This window comes from Pseudomonas sp. PGPPP4, from assembly GCF_002256045.1.
Taxonomy (GTDB): domain Bacteria; phylum Pseudomonadota; class Gammaproteobacteria; order Pseudomonadales; family Pseudomonadaceae; genus Chryseomonas; species Chryseomonas oryzihabitans.
The window spans coordinates 13,731-36,846 of record NZ_NKID01000005.1 but is presented as its reverse complement, the minus strand read 5'-3'; the positions used below and the strand labels follow the sequence as shown (position 1 = coordinate 36,846).

The window sequence follows — 23,116 nt, the reverse complement described above, 5'->3', positions numbered from 1 at the left end:
CTCGGTTCGCGATGCAGGTAGGAATTTGCGCGATGCTCGGGCTAGACGCGGAACTTAACTTTTAACGGTGCGCTCGAACAGCTGTCGTGTAGTTCATAAGGAGAAAACACATGAAAAAGCCCTTCGCCATCGCCCTGCTCTTCACTGCCGCCTTCGGCCTCGCCGCCTGTGACAAGCCTTCCGAAAACAAGGCTCAGGATGCTGCCAAGACCGAACAGAAAGCCCAGGAAAACCTGAACAAAGCCGCTGAGCAGAGCAACAAGGCTGCCGAGCAGCGCAACGAAGCTGCCAACGAAGCTGCCAAGGAGCAATCCAAAGGCGAAGCCACTTCGGTCAGCCCGGCCACTGGCACCACCAACGGCACCGCGCCGGCTACCCAGCCCAAGCCGTAAGCCGATCGGATATGAAAAAAGCCCGCTGTTGCGGGCTTTTTTATGGGCGACTGATTCAGAAGCGCGAGGGATCCGGCTCGGCTTCAGCCTCGGGCGCGCGCCCGCCACGTCTCACACTTTCTAGGGCCAGGGCGACGAGCCCCACCACTACGGCCGGCAACAGCCAGCCCAGCCCCGAGTCAGCCAGCGGCAGCCACTGCACGGCACCACTCAGGTAGGGCACCGTCAGGTGCGCGGCCTGCAGGCCATCGAGGATACCGAAGGCCAGGGCCACCAGCAGCACCGGGCCGAGGATGCGCCCGGGCGCCGCCCAGCGGGCGGTAAAGAAGCTCAGCACCACCAGGGCAATGCAGGGCGGATAGATGGCGGTGAGGATCGGCACCGAGATCTGGATCAGCTGCGTCAACCCCAGGTTGGACACCAGCAGCGAGAAGGCCGCCAGCAGGACCACCAGACTGCGATAGCTGAACGGCAGGAATTCACTGAAGAATTCCGCGCAGGCGCAGGTCAGGCCCACCGCCGTGACCAGACAGGCCAGGGTGATCAGTACCGCCAGGAAGTCGCTGCCGACGCTGCCGAAGGTATGCTGCACATAGGCATGCAGCACCTCGGCGCCATTGCTGGCATGGGGCACCAGCACCCCGCTGCCGGCGCCGAGCTGGAACAGACTCAGGTAGACCAGCACCAGCCCGACGCCGGCGATCAGGCCGGCGATGATGGTGTAGCGCGTCAGCAGCTGCGGCGCGGTCACGCCCCGGGCGCGAATGGCGTTGACGATGACGATGCCGAACACCAGGGCACCCAGGGTATCCATGGTCAGGTAGCCGTTGACGAAGCCCTGGGACAACGCCCGCGAGGCGTAGTCCGGCGCCGCCGTGACAGGTCCGCCCGCCGGCCAGAACAGCGCCGCACCGCCCAGTACCGCCAGCGCCAGGATCTTCAGCGGACCGAGAAAACGGCCCACGGTGTCGAGCAGGCGTCCCGGATAGAGCGAGACCACCAGCACCACCAGGAAGTAGGCCAGGCTGTAGAGGAACAGCGGGATCGGGCCATTGCCCAGCAGTGGCGCGACGCCGACCTCGAAGGACACCGTGGCGGTACGCGGCGTGGCGAACAGCGGACCCACCGACAGATAGCAGACGATGGCCAGGGTGCGCGCGGCGGTCTGGCCGAGCGGCTTGCTCAGGGCGTCCATGCCGCCGCCGACTCGCGCCAGGGCGATCAGCGTCAGCACCGGTAGGCCGACCGCGGTCAGCAGGAAGCCCAGGGCGGCGCTCCAGACGTGCTCGCCGGCCTGCAGGCCGACGATCGGGGGAAAGATGATGTTGCCCGCGCCGACGAACAACGCGAACGTCATGAATCCAAGGGCCAGGACATCCCGGCTTTGCAAAGCTTTCATGGAAGGCAGTACCAGCAATGAGGAAAACGAGGCAGCCCGCCCTCATGGGAGCAGGTCTTGGTGGGGCCACGGCGTGGCCGTTGGAGCGGAAGGTTGCCATCCTAACGAATTACCGGCGAAAAGGCAGCCGGCAGCTGATGAGGCGTCATGGCGGCGCCCATGAAAAAGGCCGCCCGAAGGCGGCCTTTTCTGCAGTCAGTCAGGCTCAGGCCTTCTTGACTTCCCAACCGGTCAGCTCGGCCAGGGCCTTGCCGATGTCGGCCAGGGAACGCACGGTCTTCACACCAGCGTCCTGCAGGGCGGCGAATTTCTCGTCCGCAGTGCCCTTGCCGCCGGAGATGATGGCGCCGGCGTGGCCCATGCGCTTGCCGGGCGGTGCGGTGACACCGGCGATGTAGGACACCACCGGCTTGGTCACGTTGGCCTTGATGAAGGCCGCGGCCTCTTCTTCAGCGCTACCGCCGATCTCGCCGATCATCACGATGGCTTCGGTCTGCGGATCTTCCTGGAACAGCTTCAGGATATCGATGAAGTTCGAGCCCGGGATGGGGTCGCCGCCGATGCCCACGCAGGTGGACTGGCCGAAGCCGGCGTCGGTGGTCTGCTTCACGGCTTCATAGGTCAGGGTGCCGGAACGCGACACGATACCGACCTTGCCCGGCAGGTGGATGTGACCGGGCATGATGCCGATCTTGCACTCGCCGGGGGTGATGACGCCGGGGCAGTTCGGGCCGATCAGGCGTACGCCCAGCTCGTCGCACTTCACCTTGGCATCCAGCATGTCGAGGGTGGGGATACCCTCGGTGATGCAGACGATCAGCTTGATGCCGCCGAAGGCCGCTTCCAGGATGGAGTCCTTGCAGAAGGGAGCCGGAACGTAGATCACCGAAGCATCGGCGCCGGTGGCTTCTACGGCTTCCTTGACGGTGTTGAACACCGGCAGGCCGAGGTGGGTGGAGCCGCCCTTGCCGGGGGTCACGCCGCCGACCATCTGGGTGCCGTAGGCGATGGCCTGTTCGGAGTGGAAGGTACCCTGGCTACCGGTGAAGCCCTGGCAGATGACCTTGGTGTCTTTGTTGATCAGGACGCTCATTACTTACCCTCCGCGGCCTTGACGACCTGCTGGGCAGCGTCGGTCAGGCTGGTTGCCGCGATGATGTTCAGGCCGCTTTCGGCCAGGACCTTGGCACCGAGTTCGGCGTTGTTGCCTTCCAGGCGAACCACGACCGGCACCTTCACGCCGACTTCCTTCACGGCACCGATGATGCCTTCGGCGATCATGTCGCAGCGCACGATGCCGCCGAAGATGTTCACCAGAACGGCCTTCACGTTGCTGTCGGACAGGATGATCTTGAACGCTTCGGTCACGCGCTCTTTGGTCGCGCCGCCGCCGACGTCCAGGAAGTTGGCCGGCTTGCCGCCGTGCAGGTTGACAATGTCCATGGTACCCATGGCCAGACCGGCACCGTTGACCATGCAGCCGATGCTGCCTTCCAGGGCCACGTAGTTCAGTTCCCACTTCTGCGCATGGGCTTCACGGGCGTCGTCCTGCGACGGGTCGTGGAAGGCGCGCAGCTTGGGCTGACGGTAGATGGCGTTGCTGTCGATGTTGATCTTGGCATCCAGGCAGTGCAGGTTGCCGTCCTTCTTGATCACCAGCGGGTTCACTTCCAGCAGGGCCAGGTCGTAGTCCTGGAACAGCTTGGCCAGACCGACGAAGATCTGGGTGAACTGCTTGATCTGGTCACCTTTCAGGCCCAACTGGAAGGCCAGGTCGCGACCCTGGTAGGGCTGAGCGCCCACCAGCGGATCGATGGTGGCCTTGAGAATCTTTTCCGGAGTGTCGTGAGCGACCTTCTCGATGTCCACGCCACCTTCGGTGGACGCCATGAACACGATGCGGCGGCTGGAACGATCGACCACGGCGCCCAGATAGAGCTCCTTGTCGATGTCGGTGCAGGATTCGACCAGGATCTTGCTGACCGGCTGACCGTTGGCGTCGGTCTGGTAGGTCACCAGACGCTGGCCCAGCCACTTGGCGGCGAATTCCTTGGCTTCTTCCTTGCTCTTGACCAGCTTCACGCCACCGGCCTTACCACGGCCACCGGCATGTACCTGGGCCTTGACGACCCACTCGTCGCCGCCGATACGGCCGCAAGCCTCGTAGGCCTCCTGGGGGGTGTCGACAGCGTAGCCTTTGGAAACGGGCAGGCCGTATTCAGCGAACAGCTGCTTACCCTGATACTCGTGGAGATTCATGCTTGTCTACCGTCTTCGTTGGGTATTGCGCATTAGACGCTGTGCGTTATCCGTGCCGTCCTCCGGACGGTCGCGGGCACCGCGCCACCTGTGACCCCTGCCCTCGCAAGGGTCCGAGGTGCCTTCCTGCGGTGGAGCCCTGGAGCTCCACGGCGGTCGGCGACCCCGTGGTTCCGTAAATCTCTTACCGCTTCTTGCGATTCACTGCGTGGATCGCATGACCGTTCACCGCCAGGGCCGCTTCGTGCAGCGCCTCGGACAGCGTCGGGTGCGAGAACACCATCATGCCCAGGTCTTCGGCGCTGGTGCCGAATTCCATGGCGATGGCGCCTTGCTGCACCAGCTCCGCCGCGCTCGGGCCGACCACATGGACGCCCAGGACGCGATCGGTCTTGGCATCGGCCACGACCTTGACGAAGCCGGCGGTGTCGTTGGCCGCCAGGGCACGACCGCTGACCGCGAAGGGGAAGGTGCCGACGTTGACTTCGACGCCTTCGGCCTTCAGGGCCTGCTCGGTCTTGCCGACCCACGCGATTTCCGGGTGGGTGTAGATCACCGAGGGGACCAGATCGTAGTTCATCTGGGCCTTGTGGCCGGCGATGCGCTCGGCGACCATCACGCCCTCTTCCGAGGCCTTGTGGGCCAGCATCAGACCGCGGACGCAGTCACCGATGGCGAACACGCCCGGCACGCTGGTGGCGCAATGGTCGTCGACGTAGATGTAGCCACGCTCGTCGCTTTCCACGCCGCTGTCGGAGGCCAGCAGGTCGGTGGTGACCGGACGACGGCCCACGGCGACGATCAGACGATCGAAGGTGATCTGCTTTTCTTCACCGGCTTCGGTGTAGTGCACGGTGACTTCTTCGCCGTTGACCCGGGAACCGGTCACGCGCGCACCCATGCGGATGTTCAGACCCTGCTTGGAGAGGATCTTGTAGGCTTCCTTGGACACCTGCTCATCGGCGGCGACCAGGAACTTGTCCAGGGCTTCCAGCACGGTGACTTCGGCGCCCAGGCGGGCCCAGACCGAACCCAGTTCCAGACCGATGACGCCGGCACCGATCACGCCCAGACGCTTGGGCACGCTCTGGAATTCCAGGGCGCCGGTGGAATCGACGATGACCTTCTGGTCCACCGGAGCCGGCGGGATGTCGATGGGACGCGAGCCGGACGCCAGGATGACGTTCTCGGCCTCGACCACCTGGACGTTGCCGTCCAGACCGGTGACTTCGACCTTCTTGCCGGACAGCAGCTTGCCGTTGCCTTCCAGCAGGGTCACGCCGTTCGCCTTGAACAGGGTGGCCACGCCGCCGGTGAGGTTCTTCACGATCTGGTCCTTGCGGCCGATCATGGTGGGCACGTCGATGGTGACGTTCGGCGCGTCGATGCCGTGGACCTTAAAGCCCTCGTGGGCCTCGTGGTACTTGTAGGAGCTGTCCAGCAGCGCCTTGGAGGGAATGCAACCCACGTTCAGGCAGGTGCCACCCAGGGCGACCTTGCCTTCCTTGCCCTTGTAGCGCTCGACACAGGCCGTCTTCAGACCGAGCTGCGCGGCGCGGATGGCGGCCACGTAGCCACCAGGGCCGGCGCCGATCACCACTACGTCGAATTTGTCGCTCATACACTAATCCCCTTGGAGCAGCTTCAGGCAGGAAAACTTGAAGCGGTGCGCGGCCCCTGCCCCGCACCGCGAGAGCCGGATCAGATGTCCAGCAGCAGACGAGCCGGGTCTTCCAGCAGGTCCTTCATGGTGACCAGGAAGGTCACGGCTTCCTTGCCATCGATCAGGCGATGGTCGTAGGACAGCGCAAGATACATCATCGGCAGGATCACTACCTGGCCGTTCACCGCCATGGGGCGTTCCTGGATCTTGTGCATGCCCAGGATCGCGGTCTGCGGCGGGTTGACGATGGGAGTGGACAGCAGCGAACCGAAGACACCACCGTTGGAGATGGTGAAGGTGCCGCCCTGCATGTCTTCCATGGTCAGCTTGCCGGCCTTGGCCTTCTTGCCGAAGTCGGCGATGGTGCCTTCCACTTCCGCCAGGCTCATGAACTCGGCGTTGCGCAGCACCGGAACCACCAGGCCACGGTCGCTGGATACGGCCACGCCGATGTCCTGATAGCCGTGGTAGACGATGTCGTTGCCGTCGATGGAGGCGTTGACGCCCGGCTGACGCTTGAGCGCCTCGGTAGCGGCCTTGACGAAGAAGGACATGAAGCCCAGGCGCACGCCGTTGTGCTTCTTCTCGAACATGTCCTTGTACTTGGAGCGCAGGTCCATGATCGGCTTCATGTTGACCTCGTTGAAGGTCGTCAGCATGGCCATGCTGGACTGGGCTTCGACCAGGCGCTCGGCGACCTTGGCCCGCAGGCGGGTCATGGGCACGCGCTTCTCGGTGCGGTCGCCAGCGGCGGTCACCACCGGAGCGGCAGCGGCAGCGGGCTTGGCAGCCGGAGCGGCGGCGCCGGACTTCTTGGCCTCGACGGCGGCGACGGCGTCTTCCTTGGTGATGCGACCGCCCTTGCCGGTGCCGACCAGGGTAGCCGGGTCGATACCGTTCTCTTCGGCGATCTTGCGCGCGGCGGGGGCCAGGATCGGATCCTCTTCACCACCGGCAGCCGGGGCGGCGGCGGGAGCGCTGGCAGCGGCCGGCTGGGCAGCCGGAGCGGCGGCGGCAGCGGCGCCCTCTTCCACGCGAGCGATGACTTCTTCGCTCAGCACGGTATCGCCTTCGTTCTTCAGGATTTCGGCCAGCACGCCATCGGCAGGTGCCACGACTTCCAGCACGACCTTGTCGGTCTCGATGTCGACCAGCAGTTCGTCACGCTTGACCGCTTCGCCGGGCTTCTTGTGCCAGGTGGCGACGGTGCCGTCAGCGACCGATTCCGGGAAGGTAGGGGCTTTGATCTCGATAGCCATTCTATGAATTTCCTTAGTGATCTCTAGTAGTCGCGTGGCGAATCAAACGGAGAACGCATCTTGCAGCAGTTTTTCCTGCTGCTCGGCGTGCATGGAGGCATAGCCGCAGGCCGGCGCGGCGGACGCATCGCGACCGGCGTATTCCAGACCCAGGCCCTGCTTGTAACCGGACACGGCGCGGCGCATGTGATGCTGGCTGCAGTACCAGGCGCCCTGGTTCATCGGCTCTTCCTGGCACCAGACAACGCGCTCGAGGTTCGGATAGCCGGCCAGTACCTCGGCCAGGTCGTCTTCCGGGAACGGATAGAGCTGCTCCAGACGCACGATGGCGATGTCCTGGCGATTCTCGCTGCGGCGCTTTTCCAGCAGGTCGTAATAGACCTTGCCGCTGCACAGCACCAGGCGCTTCACCTGCTGGGCATCGAGCTGATCCAGTTCGTTGATCACGGCCTGGAAGGAGCCATGGGCCAGGTCTTCCAGGGTCGAGATGGCCAGCTTGTGGCGCAGCAGCGACTTGGGCGTGAGCACTACCAGCGGCTTGCGCAGCGGGCGGATCACCTGGCGACGCAGCAGGTGGTAGATCTGTGCCGGCGTGGTGGGTACGCAGACCTGGATGTTCTGCTCGGCGCACAGCTGCAAATAACGCTCCAGACGGGCCGAGGAGTGCTCCGGACCCTGGCCTTCGTAGCCATGGGGCAGCAGCATGGTCAGGCCGCAGAGACGACCCCACTTGATCTCGCCGCTGGTGATGAACTGGTCGATGACGACCTGGGCACCGTTGGCGAAGTCACCGAACTGGGCTTCCCAGACCACCAGCGCATTGGGCGTGGTGGTGGCATAGCCGTATTCGAAGCCCAGCACCGCTTCCTCGGAAAGGAAGGAGTCGTAGATCTCGAACGACGGCTGATCCTCGGCCAGGTGTTGCAGGGGCACGTAGGGGACGGCGTCCTTCTGGTTGTGCAGCACCGCGTGACGGTGCGAGAAGGTGCCACGACCGACGTCCTGACCGGTGATGCGGATCGGATGGCCTTCGTGCAGCAGGGTGGCGTAGGCCATGGTCTCGGCGAAGCCCCAGTTCAGCGGCAGGCCGCCGGCGGTCATCTTCTGCCGATCCTCGAGGATCTTGCCGACCTGACGCTGGACCACGACCCCTTCCGGAATCTGCAGCAGCTTGTTGGCCAGGTCCTGCAGGGTCTTGAGGTCGAAGCCGGTGTCGTGACGCGCGGTCCAGGCATGGCCCAAGTAGGGTTTCCAGTCGACGAACAGGTCGCGATTGGGTTCCTTGACCAGGCTGGCCACCACGTGACGACCCTCGTCGAGGGCGCCGCGATAGGCTTCGAACTGCGCCTGGACCTGCTCGGCGGTAACGACGCCAGCCTGAGTCAGGGCATCCGCATAGAGATCGCGGGTGGTGCGCTGCTTGGCGATCTGCTGGTACATCAGCGGCTGGGTGCCGCTCGGCTCGTCGGCCTCGTTGTGGCCACGGCGGCGGTAGCACACCAGGTCGATGACGATGTCACGCTTGAACTGCATGCGGTAGTCGACCGCCAGTTGGGTGACGAACAGCACCGCCTCGGGATCGTCGCCGTTCACGTGGAAGATCGGCGCCTGGATCATCTTGGCGACGTCGGTGGCGTACTCGGTGGAGCGCGCATCTTCCTGGCGGTTGGTGGTGAAGCCCACCTGGTTGTTGATGACGATGTGCAGGGTACCGCCGGTCTTGTAGGCCCGGGTCTGCGACATCTGGAAGGTTTCCATGACCACGCCCTGGCCCGCGAAGGCGGCATCGCCGTGGATGGCGACCGGCACGACCTTGTCGCCGGTGCGATCGCCGCGGCGATCCTGGCGGGCACGGACCGAACCTTCCACCACCGGAGAGACGATCTCCAGGTGCGAGGGGTTGAACGCCAGGGCCAGGTGGACTTCGCCGCCCTGGGTCATGACGTTGGAGGAGAAGCCCTGGTGGTACTTGACGTCACCGGAGCCCAGCTCGACCAGCTTCTTGCCTTCGAACTCGTCGAACAGATCGCGCGGGTTCTTGCCCAGGGTGTTGACCAGCACGTTCAGGCGGCCACGGTGGGCCATGCCGATCACCAGCTCCTTGACGCCATAGGAACCGGAACGCTGGATGATCTCGTCGATCAGCGGAATCAGGCTCTCGCCCCCTTCCAGACCAAAACGCTTGGTGCCCGGGTACTTGGTGCCCAGGTATTTTTCCAGGCCCTCGGCGGCGGTCAGGCGCTCCAGCAGATGGGTGCGGACTTCCGGCGAATACTGCGGGCGGCCACGGACGCTTTCCAGGCGCTGCAGGAACCAGCGGCGCTCCTCGGAATCGACGATGTGCATGAACTCCGCACCGACCGTGCGGCAATATGTCTCTTGCAGCGCATCCCTGATTTCGCGGAGAGTTGCTTCCTCTTTGCCGATGAACAATTCACCGGTACGGAAGGTGGTATCCAGATCGGCGTCGGTCAACCCATAGTGGTTGAGCAGCAGATCGGCAGGCGGCTGACGCTTCCACAGACCCAGAGGGTCGAGCTGGGCAGCCTGATGGCCCTGCAGACGGAACGCCTGGATCAGACGCAGGACTTCGACCTGCTTCTTCTCGTGTTCGGAACTGACGGTACCGGCCGAGACCGGTTGAGCTCGCCGCTGGTTCTTGCCCAACAGCACGAAATGGTCGCGGATCGCGGAATGCGCGACGTCCGGCGAATTGCCAGTGACCGCAGGCAGCTTCTGGAAGTAGGTGCGCCACTCTTCCGGCACAGCGTTGGCATCGTGCAGAAACAGCTCATAGAGCTCTTCCACATAGGCAGCATTACTGCCGGACAGGTGAGCGCTGTCCCACAGTTGCTGCATCTGACTTTCGTGCATCTAGTTCACCCCTTCGGCAGAGATAGCATCAGCCGATGACCCGTCTCGACGCGAGACCTGGCCTCACTACGGCTGCGCCAATGCCCGGATCGTGTTCCGGGTATCCCTGAATGGACATTGGTTGAATCAAGCTATCAAGGTCGCTAACGAACCCGCCCGGCACAACAGGCCGGGCGGGACGTGGATCAGGTACCGCTCTGCAGCAGCATCGCCCGCACATGGCCGATGGCCTTGGTCGGGTTCAGCCCCTTGGGACAGACCGCCACGCAGTTCATGATCGACCGGCAGCGGAACACGCTGAACGGATCGTCCATGGCGGCGAGGCGCTCCTGGGTCTTGGTGTCACGGCTGTCGGCCAGGAAGCGATAGGCCTGCAGCAGCGCAGCGGGGCCAAGGAACTTGTCGGGGTTCCACCAGAAGGACGGGCAGGACGTCGAGCAGCAGGCGCAGAGAATGCACTCGTACAGACCGTCGATCTTCTCGCGGTCTTCCGGGCTCTGCAGGCGCTCGATGGCCGGGGCCGGAGTCTCGTTCTGCAGGAACGGCTTCACCTTCTCGTACTGCTTGTAGAAGATGCTCATGTCGACGACCAGGTCACGGATGACCGGCAGGCCGGGCAGCGGGCGCACGACCAGCTTGTCGTTCTTGACCACGGCCGACAGCGGCGTGATGCACGCCAGGCCGTTCTTGCCGTTGATGTTCATGCCGTCGGAACCGCACACGCCTTCGCGGCAGGAACGACGGTAGGAGAAGCCTTCATCCTGCTCTTTGATCAGAGCCAGGACGTCCAGCACCATGAGGTCCTTCCCACCGGTATCGACCTGGAACTCCTGCATGGACGGCAGGCCGTCCTGATCCGGGTTGTAACGATAAACGCTGACTTTCAACATGGTGGTCACCTTTAGTAAGTCCGAACCTTGGGTTCGAACATCGGTACGGTCTTGGGCGCGAAGTTGACTCCACGCTTGCTGACCCGCTTTTCACCGGGGAAATAGAGGGTGTGGCACAGCCAGTTCTCGTCGTCACGCTCTTCGAAGTCTTCACGGGCGTGAGCACCACGGGACTCCTTGCGGTTTTCGGCGGCGATGGCGGTCGCTTCGGCCACTTCCAGCAGGTTCTGCAACTCGAGCGCCTCAATACGGGCGGTGTTGAAGCCCTGGCTCTTGTCGTTGATCTTGACCTTGGCGATGCGCTCGCGCAGGTCGGCGAGCTCGGCGATGCCCTTCTGCATGTACTCGCCGGTGCGGAACACCCCGAAGTAGTTCTGCATGCAGGTCTGCAGTTGCTTGCGCAGGCTGGCGACGTCGTCACCGGTGGTGCGCTCGTTGACGCCGGACAGGCGCTGCAGCGAGGCTTCCAGGTCGCTTTCGGAAGCACCGCGGTGCTCGATGCCTTCCTTGAGCGCCTTCTCCAGGTGCAGACCGGCCGCACGCCCGAAGACCACCAGGTCCAGCAGCGAGTTGCCACCCAGACGGTTGGCACCGTGCACGGACACGCAGGCCACTTCGCCCACGGCGAACAGGCCTTCGATGATCTTGTCGTTGCCGTTGGCGTCCTGAGTGATGGCCTGGCCATGAATGTTGGTGGCGATGCCGCCCATCATATAGTGGCAGGTGGGGATCACGGGCACCGGTGCGACGACCGGATCGACGTGGGCGAAGGTCTTGGACAGTTCGCAGATGCCGGGCAGACGGCTGTGCAGCACGTCTTCACCCAGGTGGTCCAGCTTCAGCAGCACGTGGTCGCCGTCCGGACCGCAACCGTTGCCGGCCAGCACTTCCTTGACCATGGAACGGGCGACCACGTCGCGGCCGGCCAGGTCCTTGGCGTTGGGCGCATAGCGCTCCATGAAGCGTTCGCCGTGCTTGTTGATCAGGTAGCCACCCTCACCGCGGCAACCCTCGGTGACCAGTACCCCGGCGCCGGCGATGCCGGTGGGGTGGAACTGCCACATCTCGATGTCCTGCACCGGCACGCCGGCGCGCAGCGCCATGCCGACACCGTCACCGGTGTTGATCAGGGCGTTGGTGGTGGAGGCATAGATACGACCCGCACCGCCGGTGGCCAGCACGGTGGCCTTGGACTTGACGTAGACGGTCTCGCCGGTCTCGATGCAGATGGCGATGACGCCGACCACGACGCCGTCCTGGTTCTTCACCAGATCCACGGCGTACCACTCGTTGAGGAACACCGTGTTGTTCTTCAGGTTGCCCTGATAGAGGGTATGCAGCAGGGCGTGACCGGTACGGTCGGCCGCGGCACAGGTACGCGCGGCCTGGCCGCCCTTGCCGTAGTCCTTGGACTGACCGCCGAAGGGACGCTGATAGATGCGGCCCTGCTCGGTGCGCGAGAACGGCAGACCCATGTGCTCGAGTTCGAAGACCGCTTCCGGGCCTACGGAGCACATGTATTCGATGGCGTCCTGGTCACCGATGTAGTCCGACCCCTTGACGGTGTCGTACATGTGCCAGCGCCAGTCGTCGTTCGGGTCGGCCGAGGCGATGGCGCAGGTGATGCCGCCCTGGGCGGACACGGTGTGGGAACGGGTCGGGAAGACCTTGGTGATCACCGCGGTCTTGTGACCGGACTGGGCCAGTTGCAGCGCAGCGCGCATACCGGCACCGCCGCCACCTACGATGATGGCATCAAACGAAATATGACGAATTGTGGACATAGATCAAACACCCCAGAAGATCTGCACGCCCCAGACGAAGAACGCGAACATCGCGAACCCGCATACCGCCTGGAAGAGGAAACGCACGGCGGTAGCACCCTTGCCGATCGCCATGGTGGTCAGGTAGTCGGTGGAGATGGTCCACATACCAACCCAGGCATGAACGCAGATGGACACCAGCGCCAGCAGGCTGAAGATGCGCATCAGGGTGTGGGAGAACAGGCCGTGCCATTGCTCGAAGGTGAGCCCTGGGTGAAGGATCAGGTAGCCGATGATAAAGAGGAAGTAGACCGCGAGGACGACTGCCGAGACCCGTTGAGCCATCCAGTCATAGAGACCGGAACGCGAAAGATTGGTGACGTTGGTTACCATACCCAAACCCCTGCCAGAATGATCAGAACTGCGGAAATGACCAGCACGAGCTGCGCACCCAGCTTGCCGCCCTGCAGGGTTTCGCCGGCGCCACCATCCATGATCAGGTGCCGAATGCCGGCGACCAGGTGGTAGAGCAATGCAGACAGCAGACCCCAGATCACGAGCTTGACCAGCGGATAGGCCAGAAAAGCTTTCACTTGGCCGAAGCCTTCCGGGCTACCCAGCGACAGGTGCAGGCCATAGAGCATGACTGCGATGCCGAGGAAGAGGATGACGCCGGAGATACGGTGAAGAATCGAGGTATAAGCTGTGATAGGTAGTTTGATGGTCCTGAGATCTAGGTTTACAGGTCGTTTGCTATTCACGGCTTCTTTCACACTGAGGGCCCAATTGCGGTCGGGCTAGTTATAGGAGATTCCACATCTGCTACACGCTTCCTGTCGGAGGCGTCTCGACCGCTCGGCATCAGCTCGCCGACCCGGTACGGTCGGGCGAGAATTATAGACAGTTAGCCTACTCATGACAAACGCGGATGCCCGATTCCGACGTCGCCAGCTGATATTCAGAAGCCTGCGTGTTAATGTCTTTTCGCCGCACAATCCGCTCAGAAAGAGCCTTTAGGGTGATATTTTCGTAAATTGACTTTCAAATTTATCCCTCTATAGTGGGCGAGGCCCTGAGTGGAGGGTTTATTGATGATTTCAAAGCAAAATAAGGAGGCCTAATGGCTGACAAGAAAGCGCAGTTGATCATCTCGGGAGCGGATCCGGTTGACCTGCCCGTTATGTCCGGCACCCTTGGCCCGGACGTGATCGATGTTCGCAACCTCACCTCCACTGGTGTGTTCACCTTCGACCCGGGCTTCATGTCCACCGCCTCGTGCGAGTCCAAGATCACCTACATCGATGGTGACAAGGGCATCCTGCTGCACCGCGGCTACCCGATCGAGCAATTGGCGGAGAAATCCGACTACCTCGAGACCTGTTACCTGTTGCTCAAGGGTGAATTGCCGAACGCGCAAGAGAAGGCGCAGTTCGTGGACACCATCAAGAACCACACCATGGTTCACGAGCAGTTGAAGAACTTCTTCAACGGCTTCCGTCGCGATGCGCACCCCATGGCCATCATGTGCGGCGTGGTCGGCGCCCTGTCGGCCTTCTACCACGACTCCCTGGACATCACCGATCCGCAGCACCGCGAGATTTCGGCGATGCGCCTGATCGCCAAGATGCCGACTCTGGCAGCCATGGTGCACAAGTACTCCATGGGTCAGCCGATGATGTATCCCCGCAACAACCTGGGATACTCGGAAAACTTCCTGCACATGATGTTCAATACCCCGTGCGAGGAGAAACCCATCAGCCCGGTGCTGGCCCGCGCCATGGATCGCATCTTCATCCTGCATGCCGACCATGAGCAGAACGCCTCCACTTCCACCGTCCGCCTGGCCGGCTCTTCCGGTGCGAACCCCTTCGCCTGTATCGCCGCCGGCATCGCCGCCCTCTGGGGTCCGGCGCACGGGGGTGCCAACGAAGCCGTACTGAAGATGCTGGACGAAATCGGCGATGTCGCCAACATCGACAAGTTCGTGGCCAAGGCCAAGGACAAGAACGATCCGTTCAAGCTCATGGGCTTCGGCCATCGCGTCTACAAGAACTTCGATCCGCGCGCCACTGTGATGAAGCAGACCTGCGACGAAGTCCTGGCCGAGCTCGGCATCAACGATCCGCAACTGGAACTGGCCATGCGCCTGGAAGAACTGGCCCGCAAGGACCCCTACTTCGTCGAGCGCAACCTCTATCCGAACGTGGACTTCTATTCCGGCATCATCCTCAAGGCGATCGGCATTCCGACCAGCATGTTCACCGTGATCTTCGCCATGGCGCGGACCGTCGGCTGGATCTCGCACTGGCAGGAAATGCTGTCCGGTCCCTACAAGATCGGCCGGCCGCGTCAGCTGTACACCGGCGTCGCCCAGCGCGACATCCCGGACGATCGCGGCTGATCGATCCGCCAGGAAGAACCCCGCCTCGGCGGGGTTTTTTTATGCCTGCAGCACCCGGTTGGAGTCGGGCAAGAAATGCCAAGCATGAAAAAGCCCGCACTAGGCGGGCTTTTTTGGAGTCTGGATCAGGCGGATTACTTGGCCTGAGCTTCGACTTCGGCTTCTACGCGACGGTTGACGGCGCGACCGGCTTCGGTGGCGTTGTCAGCAACCGGGCGGGACTCACCGTAACCGACAGCGTTCACGCGGCTGCCCTGCACGCCGTACTGGTTGACCAGGACGTTACGCACGGCATTGGCACGACGCTCGGACAGCTTCTGGTTGTAGGCGTCGGTGCCGACGGAGTCGGTATGGCCTTCAACGGTGGTCGAGGTCTGCGGGTACTGCTGCATGAAGTCAGCCAGGTTCTTGATGTCGGCGTAGCTGTTGGGCTTGACCACGGCCTTGTCGAAATCGAACTTCACGTCCAGCTCGACGCGAACGGTTTCGGCGGCAGCCGGGCAGCCGGTAGCGTCAACGGTGACGTTGGCCGGGGTGTTCGGGCACTTGTCGACGTTGTCGCAAACGCCGTCGTTGTCGGAATCGGTGCAGACGTCAGCAACGGGGGCCGGAGCCGGAGCCGGAGCGACTTCTTTCTTGGTGGAACCACCGAAGTTCAGACCAACACCTACAGCAGCGCTCCACTCGGTGTCGCCGTAGTCGATGTTGTAGTTGGCTTGTACGCCGGTACGGGCATACAGGTTCTCGGTGAAGTAGTACTTCAGGCCGGCACCCAGGTTGGCGTAGGTGGAGTGATCACGACCACCTTCGTTGATGTCGCGGTTGCTGATGGACTGGTGAGCGAAGCCACCGGATACGTACGGACGCAGGCCGACGCCGGGCTGACCGAAGTGGTAGTAGGCGTCCAGAGCGGCCAGGCTGCCCTTGATGTTCTTGTGGCCCAGGTCGTGGTCGCCACGGGCGTTGTGGTACTCGCCGTAGGACAACGCCAGCTCAACGTCGTCGGTCAGGAAGTAGCCAACGGAACCGCCGTACAGGTCAGCGTTGGTCATGTTGCGCTGGCTGTCGGTGAACAGACGGCTGCCGAACAGCTCGGTCTCGACGGCGCCTTGACCTTGTGCCAGGGCGCTCAGCGAGGCGCTTGCCAGCAGGGAGCCGATCACGACGCCCAAGGTGCTCTTCAGTTTCATCCTTTGTATCCCCATTTTAGTGGTACTAATTCCGGCAATCTCCGGAGGCTTCGACAACAAGTTTTCGTGAAGTTCAAAAACTTACGGCTGACACATCCGGTCAGCCCTCAACTTCAGCTGCGAACTTGTCACGCAGTTTGTCGAGTGCCCGCTTGTATCGCATCTTGGTGGCGCTGAGACCCATGTGCATGATGTCGGCGATCTCCTGGAACTCCAGCTCTGCGACGAAGCGCAGCACCAGGATCTCCCGATCGACCTGACCCACATGGACCAGCCAGCGATCCATCCCTCCCTTTTCTTCCAGCTTCGGCGCCCTTTCCTCGGAGGCTTCCTCCATCGGATCCAGACTTAATGCCTCCACCAACCGCCGCTTGCGGCGTTCCTTGCGGTACTGAGTGATGCACTCGTTGTAGGTGATGCTGTACAGCCAGGTCTTGAATTTCGATTTCCCCTCGAAATTCTTCAAACCGTAAAGCACCTTCAGCATGATCTCCTGGCAGACATCGTCTGCGTCCCGGTCGTTCCCCAGGTAGCGGGCACAGACGTTGAACAGGGTGCGCTGGTAACGGCGCATCAGTTCTTCGTAGGCTCGCGTCACGTGGAAGAGTTCACCATGCGCGCGCTGGACCAGCTCTTCGTCACTGAGCGTGGTCGGGTCGTAGGCATGAGGGGCAGGCTTGTTCAAGACGGAGTTGGCTACCAAAAAGTGGCGGGCATGATAGCCATCTCCGCGGCGCCTGTCAGCGGCTGCGCACCTGGGCCTCCAGCAATAGACGGTTCGGGACAGAAACGATATCGCCCTCTTCGGTCATGATAAGAGTCTTGGCGGTGCCGATTTCCTCGATCTCGCCTTCGACGTCCGCCAGGGTCACCCACTGGCCGACTTCATAGAGTTCGCGCACATAGATGCCGGCCAGGATCTGCGACACCAGTCCACGGCTGCCGAGCCCCAGGGCCAGGGCCGCCGCCAGGGCGAAGGCGGTGAGCACGATGGCGATGACCAGGTTCAGCAGTTCGGTCTTGATCTCCAGCTGACCGACCGCGACCGAGATCGAAATGATGATGACCAGCCCCTGGGCCAGCCGCCCCAGGCCGGCCGCGTAATCCAAGCCGACGCCTTCGGCGGCGCCATGCACCAGACCGCTGACCAGTTGCGCCAGCAGCACGCCGACGATGAGCACCAGGGCGGCGCCAAAGATCTTGGGCACATAGAGCGCCATGACGTCCAGGGTCGAGGACACGCGCTGCAGGCCCAGGGACTCGGCGGCCGAGACCAGGAACACCAGCAGGACGAACCAGTAGACGATCCGGCCGATCAGAGTGGTGACCGGCATGCGGATGCCGATCTTGGCCAGTTGCTTGGTCACCCCGGCTCCGGCGAGAACGCGATCCAAGCCGAGCTTGGCGAGGACCTTCGACAGCACGGTGTCGAGAATCTTGGCGACGGCGAAGCCGGCGAGGATCACCACCAGGGCGCCGAAGACGTTGGGAATGAAGCCGGCCACCTTGCTCCACAGGGTGGTCATGGCGGACAGCAGACTCTGGGTCCAGATATCGAATTCCATCTACTTCAGGATCTCCGGGAGAGATTCGCGACGCGTGGTACGGCGCGTGCGCGGCTTCAGGTGAGGGGCGCCATTGCCCAGTGCCAGCAGCAGCGCCGAGGCCCAATGCCGTCCGATCAGATCGAACAGCGCACCCGCGCCAACCTGACGGTTGGCGGTCTTGAGCACGCGATGCAAGCGGGCCTGGTCGTCGCCCTCCTCGTCCTGAGCATTGGCCGGGGTATTGAGGAGCGCCTTGAGGGACGCTTCGAAGGGATCGTGCATAAGCACCTCGCTGGTCGTTTCCTCTTGACGCAGCGAGGTGGGGACGGGTCACAGCCAGCGCAGTCGACGGAACAGCCAGACCTGGAAGACCGCCACCGCGCCGATCACCAGGCAGGCGGCCACAAAGCCGAAGGCGGATGACGAACCCGGCATGCCACCCATGTTCATCCCGAGCAGACCGGTGATGAAGCTGATGGGCAGGAAGAAGCCGGTGATGATGGCCAGCAGATAGAGGGTGCGATTGGTCTTTTCGGTAGTCGCCCGCTGCTCGGCGTCCTGCAGCAGCGCGACCCGCTCGCGCATCACCTCGAGTTCTTCCAGGTTGCGCACCAGGCTGTTGTGCAATTCGCTCCAGTAGCCCTGGCTGGCCGCCTCGACGAACCAGGCGGGCTTGCCGCGGGCGAGATCGCCATAGATGTCGCGCTGCGGAGCCAGGTACCGGCGCAGCCCGGTCGCGCGGCGCCGGAGGGTCAGCACCTGGGCGTGATCGGGCAGGCTGCCCTCGTCCTGGTCGACCTGTTCCTCGAGGCCGTCGAGCTGATCGGAGAGACCACGTACCAGGTCGTCGACCCGACTGGTCATGTAGCTGGCGAGGTAGAGCACCAGGTCTTCGGCACTCTGGGCACCGATGCCCGCCTCCAGGTCCTCCTGGACCTCGGCGGCGGCCTTCATGGGTCGCATGCGCAGGGAGATCACCCGACGTTTGTCGACGAAGACCCGCAGCGACACCATGTCCTCGGGCACGGCGCCGGGATTCAGATTCACCCCGCGCAGGAACAGCAGCAGGCTGTCGTCGGGCTGATTGACCAGGCGCGGGCGGGTCGCCTCTTCCAGCAGCAGGTCACAGGCGAATTCGCTCAGGCCGCTGGATTGGCGAAGCCAGGCCTGGGCTTCGGGGACGCTACGGTCCCAGTGCAGCCAGAGCACCTCGCTCGGGCTCGGCTCCACCTCCGCCAGCTCGCGACGACTCAGGCGTCGTCCGCCACCGCGACCATCGAGGAGATAGCCATAGATGAGGCCTTGTTCCACATCGCTGTCGTACTGCTGCATCTGGGGTCTCTTGCAGGGATCGCGACCACGGTGGCCAGGCGATCCGGCGAAGGTGGCCCGAGACAGGGCGCAGGCGCTACCTTCGTGGGGAATGAGAGGGATTAATCCTGGAAAGGATCACCCCGCCGCTGGCCGGCGGGGCGATCCCTGGCCTCAGGCGTTGCCTTCGGCCAGGAAGAACCAGGTGTCGAGCACGGAGTCGGGGTTGAGCGAGACGCTCTCGATGCCCTGTTCCATCAGCCACTTGGCCAGATCCGGATGATCCGAAGGACCCTGGCCGCAGATGCCGATGTACTTGCCGGCCCGGTTGCAGGCGGCGATGGCATTGGCCAGCAGCTTCTTGACCGCCGGATTACGCTCGTCGAACAGGTGGGCGATGATGCCGGAGTCGCGATCCAGGCCCAGGGTGAGCTGGGTCAGGTCGTTGGAGCCGATGGAGAAGCCGTCGAAGTGCTCGAGGAATTCGTCCGCCAGCAGGGCGTTGGAGGGCAGTTCGCACATCATGATCACGCGCAGGTCGTTCTCGCCGCGCTTGAGACCGTTCTCGCCAAGCAGCTCGACCACCCGCGCCGCCTCGTCCAGGGTGCGCACGAAGGGCACCATGAGCTCGACGTTGGTCAGGCCCATCTCCTCGCGCACCTTTTTCATGGCGCGGCATTCCAGCTCGAAGCAGTCGCGGAAGTTCTCGCTGATGTAGCGGGAAGCGCCGCGGAAGCCCAGCATGGGGTTCTCTTCCTCGGGTTCGTAGAGCTTGCCGCCGATGAGGTTGGCGTATTCGTTGGACTTGAAGTCCGACAGGCGCACGATGACCTTTTTCGGCCAGAAGGCGGCGGCCAGGGTGGAGACCCCCTCCACCAGCTTCTCGACATAGAAGCCGACCGGATCCGAGTAGCCGGCGATGCGCTTGTCGACGCTCTCCTTAACCTCGAAGGGCAGGCTGTCGTAGTTGAGCAGCGCCTTGGGGTGCACGCCGATCATGCGGTTGATGATGAATTCCAGGCGTGCCAGACCCACGCCGGCGTTGGGCAGCTGGGCGAAGTCGAAGGCACGGTCGGGGTTGCCGACGTTCATCATGATCTTGAACGGCAGCTCGGGCATGGCATCCACCGAGCTCTGGCGGATGTCGAAGTCCAGCTCGCCTTCGTAGATCAGGCCGGTGTCGCCCTCGGCGCAGGAGACGGTGACGGTCTGGCCATCCTTGAGCAGGCTGGTGGCGTTGCCGCAGCCGACCACCGCCGGAATGCCCAGCTCGCGGGCGATGATGGCGGCGTGGCAGGTACGACCGCCGCGGTTGGTGACGATGGCGCTGGCGCGCTTCATCACCGGCTCCCAGTCGGGATCGGTCATGTCGGAGACCAGTACGTCACCGGGCTGGACGCGATCCATCTCGCTGACGTCGCGGATGATCTTGACCTTGCCGGCGCCGATGCGCTGGCCGATGGCGCGGCCTTCCACCAGCACCTGGCCCTTGTCCTTGAGCAGGTAGCGCTCCATGACGGTGGCGCTGGCGCGGCTCTTCACGGTCTCGGGACGGGCCTGGACGATGTAGAGCTTGCCGTCGTCACCGTCCTTGGCCCACTCGATGTCCATCGGGCGACCATAGTGGCGCTCGATGATCAGCGCCTGCTTGGCCAGTTCGGTGACCTCGGCGTCGGTGATGGAGAAACGCGCGCGATCCGCCGGCTCGACATCGACGGTGCGCACGGAGCGACCGGCCTTGGCTTCTTCGCCATAGACCATCTTGATGGCCTTGCTGCCCAGATTGCGCCTGAGGATGGCCGGGCGACCGGCTTCCAGGGTGGGCTTGTGAACATAGAATTCGTCCGGGTTGACCGCGCCCTGCACCACGGTCTCGCCGAGACCGTAGGCGGCGGTGACGAAGACCGCGTCGCGGAAGCCGGATTCGGTGTCCAGGGTAAAGAGCACGCCGGCGGCGCCGGTCTCGGAACGCACCATGCGCTGCACGCCGGCGGACAGGGCGACCAGCTTGTGATCGAAGCCCTGGTGGACGCGGTAGGCGATGGCGCGGTCATTGAAGAGGGAGGCGAAGACTTCCTTGGCCGCGCGAATGACGTTGTCGACGCCGCGGATGTTGAGGAAGGTTTCCTGCTGGCCGGCAAAGGAGGCATCCGGCAGGTCTTCGGCGGTCGCCGAGGAGCGCACGGCCACGGCGAGATTGGGGTTGCCCGCCGAGATCTCGGCGAAGGCCCGGCGGATCTCGGCGTCCAGGCGCTCGGGGAAAGGCGCGTCCATGACCCACTGGCGGATTTGGGCGCCGGTCTTGGCCAGGGCGACGACGTCGTCGACATCCAGCGCGTCGAGGGCCGCGTGAATGCGATCGTTCAGGCCGCTCTGCTCGAGGAAGTCGCGATAGGCCTGGGCCGTAGTGGCGAACCCGCCGGGTACGGAGACGCCCGCGCCGGCCAGGTTGGCGATCATCTCGCCGAGGGATGCGTTCTTGCCGCCCACGCGCTCGACGTCGTGCACGCCAAGCTGTTCCAGTGAAATTACATACTCGTCCAAGGTCTTCTCTCCATCTTGTGTCTTTGTGGGAAAGCAGTACGCCTCGGCGCTCGCCCCATGGACAGTGGACGGCGGTAGGTTACAGTGCAGCGATCCCTGCCCCGTACGCCACCAGGACGTCCCTCCATGCAACGAACCGCCTTTTTCATTTCCGACGGTACCGGCATCACGGCCGAAACCCTCGGTCAGAGCCTCCTGGCCCAGTTCGGGGACATCACCTTCAGAAAGGTCACCCGCCCCTACGTGGATACGCTGGACAAGGCCAGGGCGATGGTACAGCAGATCAATGCCGCCGCCGTCCAGGACGGTGCGCGACCCATCATCTTCGATACCATCGTCAACCGTGACATCCGGGCCATTCTGGACCAGTCGAACGGGTTCATGATCGACATCTTCTCCACGTTTTTATCCCCGCTCGAAAGGGAACTTTCCGCCGAATCTTCGTATTCGGTAGGGAAGTCACATTCGATCATGCACAATAGTCACTACATGGAGCGGATCGAGGCCGTCAATTTCGCACTCGAAAACGACGACGGCGCCCGCACGACCCACTATGCGCAGGCCGATCTGATCCTGGTCGGGGTCTCGCGCTGCGGCAAGACGCCCACCTGCCTCTATATGGCGCTGCAATACGGCATCCGCGCGGCGAACTATCCGCTGACCGAAGAGGACATGGAGCGCCTCCAGCTGCCTGCCTCGCTGAAGACCTACAAGGACAAGCTGTTCGGCCTGACCATCGACGCCGAGCGCCTGGCGGCGATCCGCCACGAGCGTCGGCCCAACAGTCGCTATGCGAGCTTCGCCCAGTGCGAATTCGAACTGCGCGAGGTGGAGAGCCTGTTCCGCCGCGAGAACATCTCCTTCATCAACACCACGCATTTTTCCGTGGAGGAAATCTCGGCGAAGATTCTGGTGGAGAAAGGCGTGGAAAGACGGTTTAAATAGTCGGCCTCCCCTCCTCTTCGGCGCCCGTGCGGCGCACCAGGCGACCGCCATGAACCTCGTCGATGCCCTGCTGTTCTTTCCGGTCGCCCTGCTCATCGCCCTGACCCCCGGCCCCAACAACTTCTGCTCGCTCGGCAACGGCATCCGCCATGGCGCGGTGACGGCGGGACTGGCAGCCCTGGGGCGCGACGTGGCCTTCGTGATCTTCCTGGTGATTTCGGCGGTGGGCCTGGGCGCCATGCTGCTGGCTTCGGAGACGGCCTTTACCGTCATCAAGTGGGTCGGCGCGCTCTACCTGCTCTACCTGGGCGTGAAGAGCTGGCGCAGCCGGGCCTTCGACGGCCTGGACCTGGCCGAGACCGGCGCGGCGCAACCGCGGGCGCTGCACCGGCTGATGCTGCAGGAATTCCTCATCGGCATCAGCAATCCCAAGGCGATCCTGCTGTTCGCCGCGGTCTTTCCGCAGTTCATCGATCCCACTCAGCCGACGACCCAGCAATTCGTCTACCTGGGTGGCACCCATCTGTTCGCGGAGCTGGTCGCGGCCGTGATCTATGGCCTGTTCGGCCGCCAGATCCGCCGCTTCATCCGCGGACCCCGTGGGGTGCGCCGGCTCAATCAGGCCACCGGGGCCTTCTTTGCCGGCGCAGGCGGTCTGTTGCTGACCGCCCACCGCTGA

The 23,116-nt window shown here is 63.4% G+C and carries 20 protein-coding genes; 4 read left to right on the top strand and 16 right to left on the bottom strand.

The window, feature by feature from the left end:
* Positions 1 to 110 precede the first annotated feature (110 nt).
* Positions 111 to 392 carry a hypothetical protein gene (locus CFE50_RS10800; protein ID WP_027596949.1) on the top strand — a complete coding sequence of 94 codons (282 nt, stop codon included), beginning with the start codon at positions 111 to 113 and terminating at the stop codon, positions 390 to 392.
* Positions 393 to 447: 55 nt separating this feature from the next.
* Here CFE50_RS10800 and brnQ read toward each other — a convergent pair whose 3' ends face one another.
* From brnQ to sdhC, 10 genes are all read right to left on the bottom strand, one after another.
* The gene (gene brnQ, locus CFE50_RS10795) at positions 448 to 1,791 is read right to left on the bottom strand and encodes a branched-chain amino acid transport system II carrier protein (RefSeq protein WP_286733415.1); all 1,344 of its coding nucleotides are present in this window, start codon (positions 1,789 to 1,791) and stop codon (positions 448 to 450) included.
* 205 nt (positions 1,792 to 1,996) lie between these two features.
* A complete protein-coding gene (gene sucD, locus CFE50_RS10790; protein ID WP_027596951.1) occupies positions 1,997 to 2,884 on the bottom strand; it encodes a succinate--CoA ligase subunit alpha in 888 nt (295 codons plus the stop codon).
* On the bottom strand, positions 2,884 to 4,050 hold the full coding sequence (gene sucC, locus CFE50_RS10785; RefSeq protein ID WP_007159249.1) for an ADP-forming succinate--CoA ligase subunit beta: 1,167 nt from the start codon (positions 4,048 to 4,050) through the stop codon (positions 2,884 to 2,886). The genes sucD and sucC overlap by 1 nt, the downstream gene beginning before the upstream one ends.
* A 184-nt stretch (positions 4,051 to 4,234) precedes the next feature.
* Positions 4,235 to 5,671, bottom strand: coding sequence for a dihydrolipoyl dehydrogenase (gene lpdA, locus CFE50_RS10780; protein ID WP_286733411.1), 1,437 nt, complete (start codon positions 5,669 to 5,671; stop codon positions 4,235 to 4,237).
* An 80-nt stretch (positions 5,672 to 5,751) separates the two neighbouring features.
* Positions 5,752 to 6,972 carry a 2-oxoglutarate dehydrogenase complex dihydrolipoyllysine-residue succinyltransferase gene (gene odhB / locus CFE50_RS10775; protein WP_007159251.1) on the bottom strand — a complete coding sequence of 407 codons (1,221 nt, stop codon included), beginning with the start codon at positions 6,970 to 6,972 and terminating at the stop codon, positions 5,752 to 5,754.
* Positions 6,973 to 7,014: 42 nt separating this feature from the next.
* Positions 7,015 to 9,846 carry a 2-oxoglutarate dehydrogenase E1 component gene (locus tag CFE50_RS10770; protein WP_286733407.1) on the bottom strand — a complete coding sequence of 944 codons (2,832 nt, stop codon included), beginning with the start codon at positions 9,844 to 9,846 and terminating at the stop codon, positions 7,015 to 7,017.
* 185 nt (positions 9,847 to 10,031) lie between these two features.
* On the bottom strand, positions 10,032 to 10,736 hold the full coding sequence (locus tag CFE50_RS10765; RefSeq protein ID WP_007159253.1) for a succinate dehydrogenase iron-sulfur subunit: 705 nt from the start codon (positions 10,734 to 10,736) through the stop codon (positions 10,032 to 10,034).
* Positions 10,737 to 10,747: 11 nt separating this feature from the next.
* Positions 10,748 to 12,520, bottom strand: a complete 1,773-nt coding sequence (gene sdhA, locus CFE50_RS10760; protein WP_027602679.1) for a succinate dehydrogenase flavoprotein subunit — start codon at positions 12,518 to 12,520, stop codon at positions 10,748 to 10,750.
* A gap of 3 nt (positions 12,521 to 12,523) precedes the next feature.
* A complete protein-coding gene (sdhD, locus tag CFE50_RS10755; protein ID WP_027596955.1) occupies positions 12,524 to 12,892 on the bottom strand; it encodes a succinate dehydrogenase, hydrophobic membrane anchor protein in 369 nt (122 codons plus the stop codon).
* A complete protein-coding gene (sdhC, locus tag CFE50_RS10750; protein ID WP_026083585.1) occupies positions 12,886 to 13,272 on the bottom strand; it encodes a succinate dehydrogenase, cytochrome b556 subunit in 387 nt (128 codons plus the stop codon). The genes sdhD and sdhC overlap by 7 nt, the downstream gene beginning before the upstream one ends.
* A 347-nt stretch (positions 13,273 to 13,619) precedes the next feature.
* Here sdhC and gltA point away from each other — a divergent pair, with 347 nt between their 5' ends.
* A complete protein-coding gene (gltA, locus tag CFE50_RS10745) occupies positions 13,620 to 14,900 on the top strand; it encodes a citrate synthase (protein WP_027596956.1) in 1,281 nt (426 codons plus the stop codon).
* A 134-nt stretch (positions 14,901 to 15,034) separates the two neighbouring features.
* Here gltA and CFE50_RS10740 read toward each other — a convergent pair whose 3' ends face one another.
* The 6 genes from CFE50_RS10740 to ppsA all read right to left on the bottom strand — a co-directional run bounded on the left by CFE50_RS10740 (position 15,035) and on the right by ppsA (position 21,492).
* Positions 15,035 to 16,090 (bottom strand): OmpA family protein, encoded by a 1,056-nt coding sequence (locus CFE50_RS10740; RefSeq protein ID WP_007159258.1) that lies wholly within the window; start codon positions 16,088 to 16,090, stop codon positions 15,035 to 15,037.
* Positions 16,091 to 16,190: 100 nt separating this feature from the next.
* The gene (gene sigX, locus CFE50_RS10735; protein ID WP_007159259.1) at positions 16,191 to 16,775 is read right to left on the bottom strand and encodes an RNA polymerase sigma factor SigX; all 585 of its coding nucleotides are present in this window, start codon (positions 16,773 to 16,775) and stop codon (positions 16,191 to 16,193) included.
* Between the two features lie 55 nt (positions 16,776 to 16,830).
* Positions 16,831 to 17,655 (bottom strand): mechanosensitive ion channel family protein, encoded by an 825-nt coding sequence (locus CFE50_RS10730; RefSeq protein ID WP_027596957.1) that lies wholly within the window; start codon positions 17,653 to 17,655, stop codon positions 16,831 to 16,833.
* Positions 17,656 to 17,919: a CrfX protein gene (locus CFE50_RS10725; protein ID WP_286733400.1), complete on the bottom strand. Its 264-nt coding sequence runs from the start codon at positions 17,917 to 17,919 to the stop codon at positions 17,656 to 17,658.
* A 48-nt stretch (positions 17,920 to 17,967) separates the two neighbouring features.
* Complete coding sequence (gene cmaX, locus CFE50_RS10720; protein WP_074584430.1) at positions 17,968 to 18,969, bottom strand: divalent cation transporter CmaX; 1,002 nt, start codon at positions 18,967 to 18,969, stop codon at positions 17,968 to 17,970.
* A 153-nt stretch (positions 18,970 to 19,122) separates the two neighbouring features.
* On the bottom strand, positions 19,123 to 21,492 hold the full coding sequence (gene ppsA, locus CFE50_RS10715; RefSeq protein WP_007159263.1) for a phosphoenolpyruvate synthase: 2,370 nt from the start codon (positions 21,490 to 21,492) through the stop codon (positions 19,123 to 19,125).
* Positions 21,493 to 21,618: 126 nt separating this feature from the next.
* Between ppsA and ppsR the strand changes: the two genes are divergently transcribed.
* Both ppsR and CFE50_RS10705 read left to right on the top strand, forming a co-directional pair.
* Positions 21,619 to 22,437: a posphoenolpyruvate synthetase regulatory kinase/phosphorylase PpsR gene (gene ppsR, locus CFE50_RS10710; protein ID WP_007159264.1), complete on the top strand. Its 819-nt coding sequence runs from the start codon at positions 21,619 to 21,621 to the stop codon at positions 22,435 to 22,437.
* Positions 22,438 to 22,486: 49 nt separating this feature from the next.
* A complete protein-coding gene (locus CFE50_RS10705) occupies positions 22,487 to 23,116 on the top strand; it encodes a LysE family translocator (protein WP_027596959.1) in 630 nt (209 codons plus the stop codon).

Coding starts and splice junctions, on each gene's coding strand:
- CFE50_RS10800 (WP_027596949.1), top strand. CDS start 111: ATGAAAAAGCCCTTCGCCATCGCCCTGCTCTTCACTGCCGCCTTCGGC.
- brnQ (WP_286733415.1), bottom strand. CDS start 1,791: ATGAAAGCTTTGCAAAGCCGGGATGTCCTGGCCCTTGGATTCATGACG.
- sucD (WP_027596951.1), bottom strand. CDS start 2,884: ATGAGCGTCCTGATCAACAAAGACACCAAGGTCATCTGCCAGGGCTTC.
- sucC (WP_007159249.1), bottom strand. CDS start 4,050: ATGAATCTCCACGAGTATCAGGGTAAGCAGCTGTTCGCTGAATACGGC.
- lpdA (WP_286733411.1), bottom strand. CDS start 5,671: ATGAGCGACAAATTCGACGTAGTGGTGATCGGCGCCGGCCCTGGTGGC.
- odhB (WP_007159251.1), bottom strand. CDS start 6,972: ATGGCTATCGAGATCAAAGCCCCTACCTTCCCGGAATCGGTCGCTGAC.
- CFE50_RS10770 (WP_286733407.1), bottom strand. CDS start 9,846: ATGCACGAAAGTCAGATGCAGCAACTGTGGGACAGCGCTCACCTGTCC.
- CFE50_RS10765 (WP_007159253.1), bottom strand. CDS start 10,736: ATGTTGAAAGTCAGCGTTTATCGTTACAACCCGGATCAGGACGGCCTG.
- sdhA (WP_027602679.1), bottom strand. CDS start 12,520: ATGTCCACAATTCGTCATATTTCGTTTGATGCCATCATCGTAGGTGGC.
- sdhD (WP_027596955.1), bottom strand. CDS start 12,892: ATGGTAACCAACGTCACCAATCTTTCGCGTTCCGGTCTCTATGACTGG.
- gltA (WP_027596956.1), top strand. CDS start 13,620: ATGGCTGACAAGAAAGCGCAGTTGATCATCTCGGGAGCGGATCCGGTT.
- CFE50_RS10740 (WP_007159258.1), bottom strand. CDS start 16,090: ATGAAACTGAAGAGCACCTTGGGCGTCGTGATCGGCTCCCTGCTGGCA.
- CFE50_RS10730 (WP_027596957.1), bottom strand. CDS start 17,655: ATGGAATTCGATATCTGGACCCAGAGTCTGCTGTCCGCCATGACCACC.
- CFE50_RS10725 (WP_286733400.1), bottom strand. CDS start 17,919: ATGCACGATCCCTTCGAAGCGTCCCTCAAGGCGCTCCTCAATACCCCG.
- cmaX (WP_074584430.1), bottom strand. CDS start 18,969: ATGCAGCAGTACGACAGCGATGTGGAACAAGGCCTCATCTATGGCTAT.
- ppsR (WP_007159264.1), top strand. CDS start 21,619: ATGCAACGAACCGCCTTTTTCATTTCCGACGGTACCGGCATCACGGCC.
- CFE50_RS10705 (WP_027596959.1), top strand. CDS start 22,487: ATGAACCTCGTCGATGCCCTGCTGTTCTTTCCGGTCGCCCTGCTCATC.